Raw genomic sequence first — 12734 nt, forward strand, 5'->3', positions numbered from 1 at the left:
CGCGTGCGGCGCGGGTCAGGACGGCTGAGGCACGACCTTCGGAGCGGCCTTGGGCTTGGGCTTGGGCTTCGGCTTGTTGTCCCCGGTGAAGGCCTCGTACTCCTTCATGACCTCCTCCGTCGGCCCGTCCATGCGCAGCTCACCGCGTTCCAGCCACAGCACCCGTTCGCAGGTGTCGCGGATGGACTTGTTGTTGTGGCTGACCAGGAAGACCGTGCCGGCCTGCTTGCGCAGCTCGCGGATGCGGGCCTCGGAGCGCTTCTGGAAGGAGCGGTCGCCGGTGGCGAGGGCCTCGTCGATGAGCAGGACGTCGTGGTCCTTGGCGGCGGCGATGGAGAACCGCAGACGGGCGGCCATGCCGGAGGAGTACGTCCGCATGGGCAGCGTGATGAAGTCGCCCTTCTCGTTGATGCCGGAGAAGTCGACGATGTCCTGGTAGCGCTCCTTGACCTGCTCGCGGCTCATGCCCATGGCGAGGCCGCCGAGGTGGACGTTGCGCTCACCGGTGAGGTCGTTCATCAGGGCGGCGTTGACGCCGAGGAGGGAGGGCTGGCCGCCCGTGTAGATCCGGCCGTTCTCCACGGGGAGCAGCCCGGCGACGGCCTTGAGCAGGGTCGACTTGCCGGAGCCGTTGGTGCCGATCAGGCCGATGGCCTCGCCCTTGTACGCGACGAAGGAGACGTCCCGGACGGCGTGCACGGTGCGGACGCCGGCGGCCTTCTCGGCGTGCCCCCGGCGCAGGATGCGGTTGAGGGCGGCGGTGGCGGAGCCGCGGCCGGCGCCGGTGCCGTTGACGCGGTAGACGATGTCGACGTGGTCGGCGATGACGGTGGGGATCAGGTCGTTCGGGTGTTCAGCCACGGCCGTACGTCTCCTCAGCCTTCCAGAAGTAGATGAAGCCGCCGACGCCGGCGAGCAGGGCCCAGCCCGTGGCGAGCATCCAGACGTGGTCGGGCAGCTGGCTCGCGTGGAAGCTGTCGATCAGCGCGAAGCGCATCAGGTCGATGTAGACGGCGGCGGGATTGGCCTGGAGCACGGGGCCGACCCAGCCGGGCAGGTCGTTGTGCCGGCTGAGCAGGTGGTCGATGCTCCACATCACGCCGGAGACGTACATCCAGGTGCGCAGCACGAACGGCATCAGCTGGGCGACGTCCGGCGTCTTGGCGCCCACCCGGGCCAGGATCATGGACACGCCGGCGTTGAAGGTGAACTGCAGGATCAGCGCCGGGATCGCCAGCACCCAGGACACGGCGACGGGCACGCCGAAGACGAGCAGGATGACGACCAGGGCGGCCATCGAGAACAGCAGCTGCTGGAGTTGCTGGAGGCAGAAGGAGATCGGCAGGGCCGCGCGCGGGAAGTGCAGGGCGCGGACGAGGCCGAGGTTGCCTGAGATGGCGCGGGTGCCGGCCAGGATCGAGCTCTGTGTGAAGGTCCAGATGAACACGCCCGTGACCAGGAACGGGACGTAGTCCGGCACGCCCTTCTTGGTCTGCAGCAGCACACCGAAGATCAGGTAGTAGACGGCCGCGTTCAGCAGCGGGGTCATCACCTGCCAGACCTGGCCGAGCTTCGCCTGGCTGTACTGGGCGGTGAGCTTGGCGGTCGAGAACGCCGCGATGAAGTGGCGGCGCGCCCACAGTTGGCGGACGTACTGGGGCAGGGAGGGGCGGGCGCCGCTGACCGTGAGGCCGTGGCGGGCGGCGAGGGCCGCGAGGTCGTCGTCGGCCGGGGCCGTCATGCGGGCCGTCGTCGGGGGCGGTGTGTCGAGGACCTGGCTCACATCCGCTGCTTTCGGTCGGGGGGTGGGGGTACGGCGGGCGGCCCGTGCAACGTCCTCCGGCGTTTTCTCACGCGTCTCTTCACGTTTTCTTACGTCGGGACGGGACCGTATCGTCGCAACGTGAGCGTAGGCCTTTCGAACGTCGGAACGCAACCGTTTCGTCGTAACGCCCTATGCTGGTCCGCATGACGACGAACGCCGACGGGCCCCAGCCGCGACCGCGCCGCCGGACCCCCGCGGGGGCGGCGGTGCTCCGGGCGGACGTGACGGAAGCCATCCGGGCGGCCGTCTTCGAGGAGCTCGCGGCCGTCGGCTACGCACGGATGTCGATCGAGGGCATCGCCCGCCGGGCCGGGGTCGGCAAGACCGCGGTGTACCGGCGCTGGCGCTCCAAGCTGCACCTCGTGCTGGACGTCGTCTCGGCGATCGCGGTACAGGGCCTGCCCGCGCCGGACACCGGCTCGCTGGAGGCGGACCTGAGGCTTCTCTACGAGGTGACGTCCCGCGCGCTGCGCCATCCCGTGGCCTCGCAGATCATCCCCGACCTCCAGGCGGAGGCGGCCCGCAACCCCGAGATCGCCGACGCCCTGCAGAAGGCGTTGCGCGAGGGTCAGGAGGGCGTCGCCAGCAAGATCGTGGCCGCGGCGCAGCAGCGCGGTGAGGTCGGCTCGGGCTACGACCCCGACCTCGCCCTCGACCTCATCTCGGGCCCGCTCTACTGGCGCTCGGTGGTGATCCGCAGCCCGAAGCTGCCCAAGGGGTACCTGGCGTCCCTGGCCCGGTCGACCGCGGCGGCACTCAAGGCGCTGTGACCGCAGGCGCACCCGGTCACGCGCCGGACGCCTTAGTCCACCGCCGCCCCCGGATGCCTGTGCACCCACCCCTCCCAGGCCGACGCGATCATGTCCTGGACGTCGTGGCGGGCCTTCCAGCCCAGCTCGGTTGTGATGTGGTCGGCGGAGGCGACGACGCGGGCGGGGTCGCCGGGGCGGCGGGGGGTGACGGTGGGGGGACGGTGGTGGCCGGTGACCGCGTTGACGCGGTCGATCATGTCGCGGACCGAGACGCCCTCGCCGCGGCCGATGTTGAGGGTGAGGTCGCGACCGGGGGAGGCCCGTAGGGCGCGGGCGACCGCCACATGGGCCTCGGCCAGGTCGACGACGTGGATGTAGTCGCGGACGCAGGTGCCGTCGGGGGTCGGGTAGTCGTCGCCGAAGATGCGCGGGGGCGCGCCCTCGGTGAGTTTCTCGAAGACCATGGGGACGAGGTTGAAGACGCCCACGTCCGCCAGTTCCGGGCTCGCCGTGCCCGCCACGTTGAAGTAACGCAGGGACGCCGTGGCCAGGCCGGTGGCCCGGCCCGTCGCCCGGACCAGCCACTCGCCGGCCAGCTTCGTCTCGCCGTACGGGCTCATCGGCACGCACGGCGTCTCCTCCGTGACCAGGTCCACGTCCGGCATGCCGTACACCGCCGCCGAGGAGGAGAAGACGAAGGACGGCACCCGCGCCGTCGTGACCGCTTCGAGCAGGACCCGCAGGCCCTCGACGTTCTCCCGGTAGTAGTGCAGGGGGCGGTCCACCGACTCGCCGACCTGCTTCTTCGCCGCCAGGTGGACGACCCCGGTGATCTGGTGACCGGCGAGCACCCGGCCCAGCAGCTCGCCGTCCAGCGTCGAGCCGACCACCAGGGGGACGTCGTCCGGGACGCGCTCCGCGATGCCGGTGGACAGGTCGTCGTACACGACCGCCCGTTCGCCCGCCTCGGTCATCGCCCGTACGACGTGCGCCCCGATGTAACCGGCGCCGCCGGTGATCAGCCAGGTCATGTGCGGCCGTCCCCTCGTCCGTTGCCCTGTGCGCTGTCCGCCTCACAGTCAAGCAGGTGACGGGGTGCGTGCCTGGCGTTTGTCACTCTTCGTACGATCGCCGACACAGGTGGTACAGGTTCCGTTAGTAGTACAAACTGGCCGCGTGGTGAACTACGCGGTGACCCCCATGGCGGGTCACTTCGCCCAGGAGGGTCGCTCGTACGCGCTCGTCGCCGCCTGCGCTGCCGGGGCGACGCTGCTGCTGGTGCGGGCGGTCGCGGGGGCCGCCTGGTGCCCGTACGGGCTCGTCGTCGCCGCCACCTGCCTGCTGCACGAACTGGCGGTGCTCGTGCTCCTCGCCCACGCGCTGACACTGGCCCACGCGCGCGTGCCGCGTGCGCCGACAACCTCGCCGCCGTCTCCGCCGTCGCCGCGCGCGAACTGAGCCCCGGCGACCCGGTCCTGTTCGTACCGGCGCTCGGTCGGCGGGCCGCGCTGGCCTACCCCGAGGCGTTCCGGGGCGTGTGGGACGTGGCGCTGGGGGTGCCCGCGCCGGAGTCCGGGACGCTGTACGGGGAGGAGGTCGACGCCGCCGAACTGCGCCGCAGGCTCGCCGGGCTGGACCGGCTGTGGGTGGTGGCCGAGCCGTACGCGCGTCGGTCGCGCCGGCTCCCCCGGGATCCGGCCGAGCGCGTGAAGCTCGGCGTGGTGAGGGAGCAGTTCGCGCCGTACGCGCCCCGGCGGGAGGTGGTGCGCGGGGGTGCGACGCTCCGGCTCTACGTGCGCAGAGCCGAAAGTTGCGGGTGCCACGGCGCCCCCGGGGAGCGTGCCGGATGCCACAAGGAGCAAGCTCGACCCCGCCGGAGCCTCGGTACCGGCCGCCGGCACGGTCACCGCGACTTGGCGGCCTCCGCCTCCGCCTCCGCCTCCGCCGCCGCGTCGAGCGCCGTCGTGAGCTCGTCGAGGCGGGCGCGCAGTTCCCGGATCTCGTCGACGTCGAAACCCGTCGCCGCCATGATCCGGCGGGGCACCTCAAGGGCCCGCTCGCGCAGCGCGACCCCCTCCTCGGTCAGCCGCACCTCCACCGATCGCTCGTCGCGCACACTGCGCTCCCGGCGCACCAGGCCTGCCGCCTCCAGGCGCTTGAGCAGCGGCGACAGGGTGCCGGAGTCGAGGCGCAGCTGCTCGCCCAGCTTCTTCACCGGCAGATCGCCGTGCTCCCACAGCACGAGCATCACCAGGTACTGCGGATAGGTGAGCCCGAGGTGTTTGAGGATCACTCGGTACACCCCGCCGAAGGCGCGCGAGGCCGCGTTCAGAGAGAAGCAGATCTGCTGGTCGAGGCGGAGCCAGTCCGCTGTGGGCGTGGTGGTCATGCGTCAAGGGTAGCGCCCCGGCGCGCCATTTAGTTGTGTGCAATTGAATTGTGTGCTCTACTTGTGGTGTCAGGTCGGCCGGACAGGCCGCCGGTACATGACTTGAGAGGGATGGTTTCTCCATGGACGCGCTCTACACGGCTGTCGCCACCGCCACCCACGGCCGCGAGGGTCGTGCCGTCTCCTCCGACGGCAGGCTCGACCTCCAGCTGGCCATTCCGGCCGAGATGGGCGGCAGCGGCCAGGGCACCAACCCCGAGCAGCTCTTCGCCGCCGGGTACTCCGCCTGCTTCGCCAGCGCCCTCGGCCTGGTCGGCCGGCAGGCCAAGGTCGACGTGAGCGAGGCCGCCGTCACCGCCGAGGTCGGCATCGGCAAGCAGGGTGAGGGCTTCGCGCTGGCCGTCACCCTCCGCGTCGAGCTGCCCGACACCGTCGACGAGGCGACCGGCCGCAAGCTGGTCGAGCAGGCCCACCAGGTCTGCCCCTACTCCAACGCCACCCGCGGCAACATCCCGGTCGAGCTCGTCGTCGAGTAACCGGCCGGCCGTCCGCAGCGCGCGGAACGCCGTGTAGGCGCCGGCCCGCAGGAGCCACTGCCGCACCCCCGGCGGCCGGTGCCCGGCGGGCCGGTAGCGCCGGTACAGCACGCCCGCGTGCCGGAAGAAGGCGCGCCGCCGACGCGCGGGTAGCCGCCGGGCATCGGCCGCCACCTCCGCCACCACGGCGAACAGTTGGTCGAACAGCGCCCGCGAGCGCGCCGCCGACACCCCCTCGGCGCCGGCCTGGAACAGCACCAGCTCGACCTGATCCAGCAGATCGAGCTGGTGCTCACCAGGCACGTCGAGCAGGCTCCCGCGCGCCCGCACCAGATGCCGTACGACCACCGACGGCAGCACCGCCACCCGCTCCGCCAGTACCGTCACCACCCCGCCCCAGCCGAGGTCGGTGAAGTGGCCGTAGGGAAAGGCGAGTTGGTGCACCGCCAGGAACCCGCGCCGGTAGGCGGCGCTCCACGCGGGCCGGTTCACCACCGTGAGCCACGGGGCCGCGTCGGGGTGGAAGGTTCCTGCGGGGGCGGGTGGGAGGCCGATGAACCGCCTCCGCGCCGGGCGCGCCGTCACCCGCTCGTGCTCGAAATGCAGTACGTCCACCGGCCCCGTCTCCCGCAGCCGGGCGTCCAGCGCCGCCAGCGCCCCCGGTACGAGGACGTCGTCACCGTCGAGAAACAGCAGATAGGCGCCGCAAGCCGCCCGCAGCCCGGTCGTGCGGGCCGCGCTCAGACCGGCCGAGGGCGGTGAGTAGGCCGGTGTCACCCTGCGGTCCCGCTCGGCGTATCCGGCGGTGAGGTCCGCCGCGGGAGCCTCCGGCTCGTCGCACACCGTGATCAGCTCGAAGTCGCCGAAGGACTGGGCCAGAACCGACTCCAGGGCCCGGGCGAGCCGGCCCTCGACCCCGTGCGAGGGGACGATGATGCTGAAACGGGGCATGTCGCTCTTTCCGTTTTCGCCATCCTTGCTCGGCGGGAGGCGCACGCCTCGGGCCGTGGAGTTCCCGCCGAGCGGCCCGTCGCGAACCGGGCGCGAAGCGTCCGGGCCGCCCGGACGGCCGCCAGGTGGACGGCCGTGACGGGGTGGGCCGCGACGAGCTGCGGGGCATACGGACTCCCGGTAGGTGAAACGGCGGTCAGCGGCTTTCGGTGACGGTGAAGTGACCAGAAGGTTGCGGAATGGTGGCTGCCGGGGGATTCGCCCGTGATGCGGCGGCCGACGGCACCGGCTGCCGCGCCTCCATCGGCACGACCGGCGGAAGGCCCGCCCGCTCCTCCCCGAGCACGACATGGCGTACGACCCGCTCGGCGGCGCGTCCGTCGTCGTACGGGCAGAAACGCGCCCGGAAGGCGGACCGCAGCTGCGCCGAGCGGGAGCCGCGCCAGTGGCCGGTCGCGAAGATGTCGATCAGCTCGTCCTCGCTGCGCGCGATCGCGCCCGGCGGGAAAGTGCGCAGGTCGACGTAGGTGCCACGGGCCGCCTCGTACGTTTCGAGGTCGTCGGCGTGGAGCACGATCGGGCGGTCCAGGCCGGCGTAGTCGAACATGAGTGACGAGTAGTCCGTCACCAGGGCGTCCGAGGCCAGGCACAGGGACTCGACGCTCGGGTGGTCGGTGACGTCGATGATCCGGTCGGACGTGCGGGCGAGAGGGCCGCCGTGGCGATGGTGGGCGCGGGCCAGGATCACGAACTCGGGGCCCAGTCGGCCCAGCACGCGTTCCAGGTCGAGTCCGGCGGTCTGGGTGCGACGGTGGTCGCGGTAGGTGGGCGCGTACAGGATCGCGACCGCGCCCCGCGGGATACCGAGCGTCTCGCGGAGCCGGGTGACGTCCAGTGAGGTGGCCTGCTGGAAGACGTCGGTGCGGGGCTGGCCGAACTCCAGCGTGCGGTACGTGCCCGGGTGGACGCGCTCCCAGGTGAGGGTGGCGTGCCGGTTGGCGGACACCACGTAGTCCCACTGGTCCACGCCCGCGAGCAGCTGTGCGAAGTCCGTGTCCCGGGCGGCCGCCGGGCGTTCCTGGAGGTCGAGGCCCATGTGCTTCACGGGCGTGCCCTGCTGGGTCTGCACGAAGACCTGGCCGCGGCGCTTGACCAGGCGGCGGTCGAGGGTGTCGTTGGCGACGAGGTAGCGGGAGCGGGCGAGCGCCGTCCAGTACGCGGCCGTGTCCGGGGTGACCCGGCGGGTGCCGGTCGGGAGCGTGTGGTGGTGCTCGGGGCGCGCGATCCAGGCCGTGCGCAGATGCGGGGCGTGCGTGCGGAACGCCGACTCCAGCGCGGCCGGGTTGCAGCAGTAGCCGCGTCCGTCGTACGCCGCGAAGACCGCGCGGTCGGCGCGCAGGGGGAGGCGCAGCTGGACGCGGTAGTGCAGGCGCAGGGCGGCGGAGCGCAGGGCCCTGGTGAAACGGGCGGCGCGGGCCGTCGTGCGGCGCCACAGGCGCCCGGTGCGGAGCAGGGCGCGGTACGTGCGGTGGGCGCCGAGACGGATCGGGGTGTGCCGGAGGCGGGTGCGCAGGGGGAGCGGGGTGCGGTGGCTCCGGTAGTGGGCGCGGGCGCGGCGCAGGAAATCGGCGTGCGTGCCGCGCGGGAGGCGGGTGAACAGCGCCGCCAGGTGCTCGACCGTGCGGCGGAACAACGCCGGGCGCCAGCGGGCCAGTTCCGGGCGCTTGTCGACGTACGCGAAGAGGCGGTCGTACTGCTCGAAGACGTCCAGGTCGGCGGACGGCGCCTCGGTGCTGTGCCGGCGCTGCCGGTGGTGGACGCACACCTGGTCGAGGGTCGCGATCGACTCGGCGGTCAGCAGGGTCTTCAGGGCCCACGGCGTGTGCTCGTGGTGGCCGGGCGGGAAGGTGAGGGCCTCGCGGGCCAGGAACTCGCGCCGGTACGCGCGGGTCCAGGCGGGCGTGGGGAGGCCGCCTGGGCCGGCGGCGAGCAGGCCGGGGCGGTCCTCCAAGCGGAGCGGGCCGGCGGCGGGGAGGGCGGGCTCGTCGCGGACGGGGACGCCGGTCCAGTCGGTGCGCGCGTGGTCGTAGGCCAGGACGTCCGGTTCGCCGGTCTCCTTCAGCCGGTCGGCGATCGCGCGCAGGGCGTGCGGGGCCAGGGTGTCGTCGCCGTCGAGGAAGAGGACGTAGTCGCCGGTGGCCTGCTCCAGACCGGCGTTGCGGGCGGGGCCGGGGCCCTGGTTCTCGGAGAGGTGGACGGGGTGGACGCGCGGGTCGCGGGCCGCGTACTCGTCGATGATCTCGCCGCAGGCGTCCGGCGAGCGGTCGTCGACCGCGATCAGTTCGAGATCGGAGTACGACTGGCCGAGCACCGATTCCAGGCACTCGTGCAGATACGCCTGAACGTGGTATGCGGGGACGATGACACTGAACCTGGGCAAGGGACATCCATAAGTCGGCGGGTCTGCGCGGGCGTTCTGCCCGGGAACGGCCAATGGAGTGAACTGGTTACGGTCTGTACGGCATGCGGGGGATTTCGCCGTGAACGCGAAGGGGCGGGCCGTTGCCCGGCCCGCCCCGACGTCGTTGTCCCTGCCGTTACTTCACCGCGCCCGCCATCACACCGGACACGAACTGCCGCTGGAACGCGAAGAACACGGCGAGCGGAATCACCATCGAGATGAAGGCGCCGGGCGCCAGCACATCGATGTTGTTCCCGAACTGCCGTACCTGCGTCTGCAGCGCCACCGTGATCGGCTGGTTGCCGGAGTCGGAGAACACCAGCGCGACCAGCATGTCGTTCCACACCCACAGGAACTGGAAGATGCCCAGGCTCGCGATCGCGGGCCCGCCGAGCGGCATCACCACCCGGGCGAACAGCCGCAGTTCACCGGCGCCGTCCAGCCGCGCCGCCTCCAGCAGCTCGCGCGGGATCTCCGCGAAGAAGTTCCGCAGCAGGAACACCGCGAACGGCAGGCCGAAGCCGACGTGGAACAGGATCACGCCGAGCATCGAGCCGAACAGGCCGATGTTGCCGAAGAGTTCGGCGATCGGGATCAGCGCCACCTGCACCGGGACGACCAGCAGGCCGACCACGGCCAGGAACCACCAGTCCCGGCCCGGGAACTCCATCCACGCGAAGGCGTATCCGGCGAGCGAGCCGATCACCACGACCAGCACGGTCGCCGGGACCGTGATCAGGACCGTGTTCACCAGGGAGTCGGTGATGTCGCTGTTGCCCAGCAGCTTGTCGTAGCTCTCGAAGGTGAGTTGGGCCGGCTCGGTGAACACCGTCCACCAGCCGCTCTCGTTCATGTCCGCCGGCGTGCGCAGCGAGGAGAGCAGCAGGCCGATGGTCGGCACCAGCCAGAACAGGCCGACGACGATCAGGAAGACGCGGACCAGGCCGCCGCTGACGCCCTCCGCCAGGCGTGAGCCGAGGGACGCCCTGCCCTTCACGGACTGCGTGGTCATCGCCGCACCTCCCGCCTGAGCCTGCGGATGTTGAACCACATCACCGGGATCACCAGAAGCAGCAGGAACACCGCGATCGCGCTCGCGATGCCCGGCTGGTCCTCGGAGAAGCCCTTGCGGTACAGCTCCAGGGCGAGCACGTTCGCGTCGTCCTGGGAGGAGCCCGGGGCGATGATGAAGACCAGGTCGAAGATCTTCAGCACGTTGATCATCAGGGTGACGGCGACCACCGCGAGGACGGGCGCGAGCAGCGGCACGGTGACCCGTCGGAACACCTGCCACTCGTTGGCCCCGTCGACCCGGGCCGCCTCCAGCAGCTCACGCGGCACCCCCGCGAGCCCGGCGGCGATCAGCACCATCGCGAAGCCCGCCCACATCCAGATGTACGACCCGATGATGGCCGGCGTGACCAGCGACGGGCCGAGCCAGTCCAGGCCGTTGTACGGCTCCTTGAAGTTGTCGGCGGGCAGCCGGAGTTGTGCCCCGTCGGCGGTGGCAGGGAGCGTGAAGGTGCCGTCGTCGGCGGCCGTGGTCGAGGCGACGACCTTGCCGTCCTTGACGGCCTCGATCTTCATGCCGGGATAGCCCAGCTCGGACGGGTCCGGGGCGCCGAGGGTGCCGACGCCCTCGCCGCGCGTGAAGTCCTGCCAGGTGGTGCCGGTGACCTTGCCCGGGTCTGGCCGCGCCGCGACGGCTTTCGCCGCGTCGTCGGGCATCTGGTCGGGGGCGACACCCACCAGGGGGAGGCCGACCGGATCGCCCAGGCGGACCGGCTCCTTGGTGATGAAGCCGCCTCCGTCCGCCGTCAGCGGCGACTCCCGTCCGGGGTGCGCCTTCGGGAACGCCGACGACTGGGCGAACGTGTCGTGCACACCCACCCACACCGCGTTCGCGATGCCCTTGTCCGGGTCCTGGTCGTAGACGAGCCGGAAGATGATGCCCGCCGCGAGCATCGAGATCGCCATCGGCATGAAGACGACCAGCTTGAACGCCGTGCCCCAGCGAACCCGTTCGGTCAGCACCGCGAAGATCAGCCCGAGCGCGGTCGCGACCGTCGGCGCGAACACCACCCAGATGATGTTGTTCTTCAGCGCCGTACGGATGCCGTCGTCGGTGAACAGGGCCTGGTAGTTGTCGAATCCGGCGAAGCCGTCGCCGGACTGGTCGTAGAAGCTGCGGACGACCGAGTACCCGATCGGGTAGACCACGAGCGCGCCGAGCAGCACCAGGGCGGGCAGCAGGAACAGCGCTGCCACGGTCCTGCGGGTGCCGGTCACGCTCTTGCGATTCCGGGGAGGGGACCCGCTCTTCCTCGGCGGGACCCCTGCCGTGGCTGCCGACGCCATGGTCGGCTCAGTTCCCGTACGCCGCGGCCGCGTCGGCCTCCAGCTGTTCCTGGGTGCCCTTGATGTCCTTCGGGTTCTTCAGGAAGTCCTGCAACGCCTTCCACTCACCCTTGCCGGGCGTGCCGCCGAAGGCCTGCGGGGCCTGGTCGGACATGTCGAAGCGGAAGTCGTCACCGGCCGCGACCAGCGCCTTGGCCATCTCCTGCTGCACCGCGTTCGGGTACGCCGAGGGGTCCACGTTCTTGTTCGGCGACAGATAGCCGCCGAGCTTCGCCTGGATGGTCGCCGCGTCCGGCGAGGCGAGGAAGGTGGCCAGCGCCTGCGCGGCCTTCGAGTCCTCGAGGATGACCGCCGCGTCACCGCCGGAGACGACCGGCTCGGTGTCGCCGACCTTCGGGAACGCGAACACCTTGGCGTCCGTGCCGACTTCGGCGTCCGTCTCCGCGATGTTGACCTGCACGAAGTCGCCCTCGAAGACCATGCCGGCCTTCGGCTGGTCGCCGCCGGTGAAGGTCTGCGTGACGGAGGCAGGGAACTCGGTCTGCAGGGCGCCGCTCGCGCCGCCCGCGATGTAGTCGGCCTTGCCCCAGATCTGCGCGAGCGTGGTCAGGGCCTCGGTGACGGACGGGTCGGTCCACTTGATCTCGTGCTTGGCCAGCTGGTCGTACTTCTCCGGGCCCGCCTGCGAGAGATAGACGTTCTCGAACCAGTCGGTCAGCGTCCAGCCGTCGGCGCCGCCGACGGAGAACGGGGTGACACCGGAGTCGTAGATCGTCTGGGCGGTGGAGAGCAGGTCCTCCCAGGTCCCCGGCTCCTCGGCGCCCGCGTTCTCGAAGACCTGCGTGTTGTACCAGATCAGGGACTTGTTGGCGGCCTTGTAGTAGACGCCGTACTGCTTGCCGTCGACCTTGCCGAGGTCCTGCCAGCCCTGGGAGTAGTTCTTGCCGAGCTGCTCCTGGGCCTCGGTCCCGATCGGCTTGGCCCAGCCCTTGTCGACGGCCTGCTTGATGGCGCCGACCTGGGGGAGCATCGCGATGTCCGGCGGCGCGCCGCCCGCGATCTTCGAGCCGAGGAAGTTGATGATCGGGTCCTGCGCGGGCACGAAGGTCACCTTGGCGCCGGTCCGCTTCTCGAACTCCTCAAGCACCTTCTTGAAGTTGGCCTGCTCCGGGCCGGTCCACACGGCGGCGACCTCCAGGGTCTCGCCGTCCAGCTTGGGGAGCGTGACGGTGGTGGCGGTCTCGTCCGTGCCGCCGCTGCCTTCGTCTCCGCCGTCGTCGTCGCCTCCGCAGGCGCTGAGCGAGAACGCGAGCGCTCCCGCCAGTGCGGCCGCGGCGGCGCGGGCGGTCCTGCGTGTCCGGGTGCGGCTGATGGTGATGCTGCTGTGCATTACGGCCCCGTTCTTCGTTCCTCGTCGAACGTTCGAGCGCTGTCCCGTGGGACTGGTCTACGCCGGGTCCGT

At 71.3% G+C, this 12734-nt stretch carries 11 protein-coding genes and 1 pseudogene; 3 read left to right on the forward strand and 9 right to left on the reverse strand.

Annotated elements, in window-relative coordinates:
* Nucleotides 1-15: 15 nt before the first annotated feature.
* Both I2W78_RS24070 and I2W78_RS24075 read right to left on the reverse strand, forming a co-directional pair.
* Nucleotides 16-861 carry an ABC transporter ATP-binding protein gene (locus I2W78_RS24070; RefSeq protein ID WP_196462348.1) on the reverse strand — a complete coding sequence of 282 codons (846 nt, stop codon included), beginning with the start codon at nucleotides 859-861 and terminating at the stop codon, nucleotides 16-18.
* Nucleotides 854-1783, reverse strand: coding sequence for an ABC transporter permease (locus I2W78_RS24075; protein WP_196462349.1), 930 nt, complete (start codon nucleotides 1781-1783; stop codon nucleotides 854-856). Before I2W78_RS24075 ends, I2W78_RS24070 begins: the two co-directional genes overlap by 8 nt.
* Nucleotides 1784-1968: 185 nt before the next feature.
* Between I2W78_RS24075 and I2W78_RS24080 the strand changes: the two genes are divergently transcribed.
* Nucleotides 1969-2595 (forward strand): TetR/AcrR family transcriptional regulator, encoded by a 627-nt coding sequence (locus I2W78_RS24080; protein WP_230885567.1) that lies wholly within the window; start codon nucleotides 1969-1971, stop codon nucleotides 2593-2595.
* 32 nt (nucleotides 2596-2627) lie between these two features.
* Here the strand turns inward: I2W78_RS24080 and galE are convergent, their stop codons facing one another.
* Nucleotides 2628-3608 (reverse strand): UDP-glucose 4-epimerase GalE, encoded by a 981-nt coding sequence (gene galE / locus I2W78_RS24085; protein ID WP_196462351.1) that lies wholly within the window; start codon nucleotides 3606-3608, stop codon nucleotides 2628-2630.
* A 145-nt stretch (nucleotides 3609-3753) separates the two neighbouring features.
* Between galE and I2W78_RS24090 the strand changes: the two genes are divergently transcribed.
* Nucleotides 3754-4035: a hypothetical protein gene (locus I2W78_RS24090; RefSeq protein ID WP_196462352.1), complete on the forward strand. Its 282-nt coding sequence runs from the start codon at nucleotides 3754-3756 to the stop codon at nucleotides 4033-4035.
* Between the two features lie 445 nt (nucleotides 4036-4480).
* Here I2W78_RS24090 and I2W78_RS24095 read toward each other — a convergent pair whose 3' ends face one another.
* On the reverse strand, nucleotides 4481-4966 hold the full coding sequence (locus I2W78_RS24095; protein ID WP_196462353.1) for a MarR family winged helix-turn-helix transcriptional regulator: 486 nt from the start codon (nucleotides 4964-4966) through the stop codon (nucleotides 4481-4483).
* Between the two features lie 122 nt (nucleotides 4967-5088).
* Here I2W78_RS24095 and I2W78_RS24100 point away from each other — a divergent pair, with 122 nt between their 5' ends.
* Nucleotides 5089-5502 carry an organic hydroperoxide resistance protein gene (locus tag I2W78_RS24100; RefSeq protein ID WP_196464695.1) on the forward strand — a complete coding sequence of 138 codons (414 nt, stop codon included), beginning with the start codon at nucleotides 5089-5091 and terminating at the stop codon, nucleotides 5500-5502.
* Here I2W78_RS24100 and I2W78_RS24105 read toward each other — a convergent pair.
* From I2W78_RS24105 to I2W78_RS24125, 5 genes and pseudogenes are all read right to left on the reverse strand, one after another.
* Nucleotides 5503-6453, reverse strand: a pseudogene (locus tag I2W78_RS24105) (glycosyltransferase family 2 protein); the annotation flags it as partial.
* Nucleotides 6454-6649: 196 nt separating this feature from the next.
* Nucleotides 6650-8893 carry a bifunctional glycosyltransferase/CDP-glycerol:glycerophosphate glycerophosphotransferase gene (locus I2W78_RS24110; protein ID WP_196462354.1) on the reverse strand — a complete coding sequence of 748 codons (2244 nt, stop codon included), beginning with the start codon at nucleotides 8891-8893 and terminating at the stop codon, nucleotides 6650-6652.
* A 157-nt stretch (nucleotides 8894-9050) separates the two neighbouring features.
* Nucleotides 9051-9926 carry a carbohydrate ABC transporter permease gene (locus I2W78_RS24115; RefSeq protein ID WP_196462355.1) on the reverse strand — a complete coding sequence of 292 codons (876 nt, stop codon included), beginning with the start codon at nucleotides 9924-9926 and terminating at the stop codon, nucleotides 9051-9053.
* On the reverse strand, nucleotides 9923-11203 hold the full coding sequence (locus I2W78_RS24120) for a carbohydrate ABC transporter permease (RefSeq protein WP_196462356.1): 1281 nt from the start codon (nucleotides 11201-11203) through the stop codon (nucleotides 9923-9925). Before I2W78_RS24120 ends, I2W78_RS24115 begins: the two co-directional genes overlap by 4 nt.
* 76 nt (nucleotides 11204-11279) lie before the next feature.
* Nucleotides 11280-12662, reverse strand: coding sequence for an ABC transporter substrate-binding protein (locus tag I2W78_RS24125; protein ID WP_196462357.1), 1383 nt, complete (start codon nucleotides 12660-12662; stop codon nucleotides 11280-11282).
* Nucleotides 12663-12734: the final 72 nt, after the last annotated feature.

Origin of the sequence: Streptomyces spinoverrucosus (assembly GCF_015712165.1) — a bacterium.
GTDB classification, from domain to species: Bacteria; Actinomycetota; Actinomycetes; order Streptomycetales; family Streptomycetaceae; genus Streptomyces; species Streptomyces spinoverrucosus_A.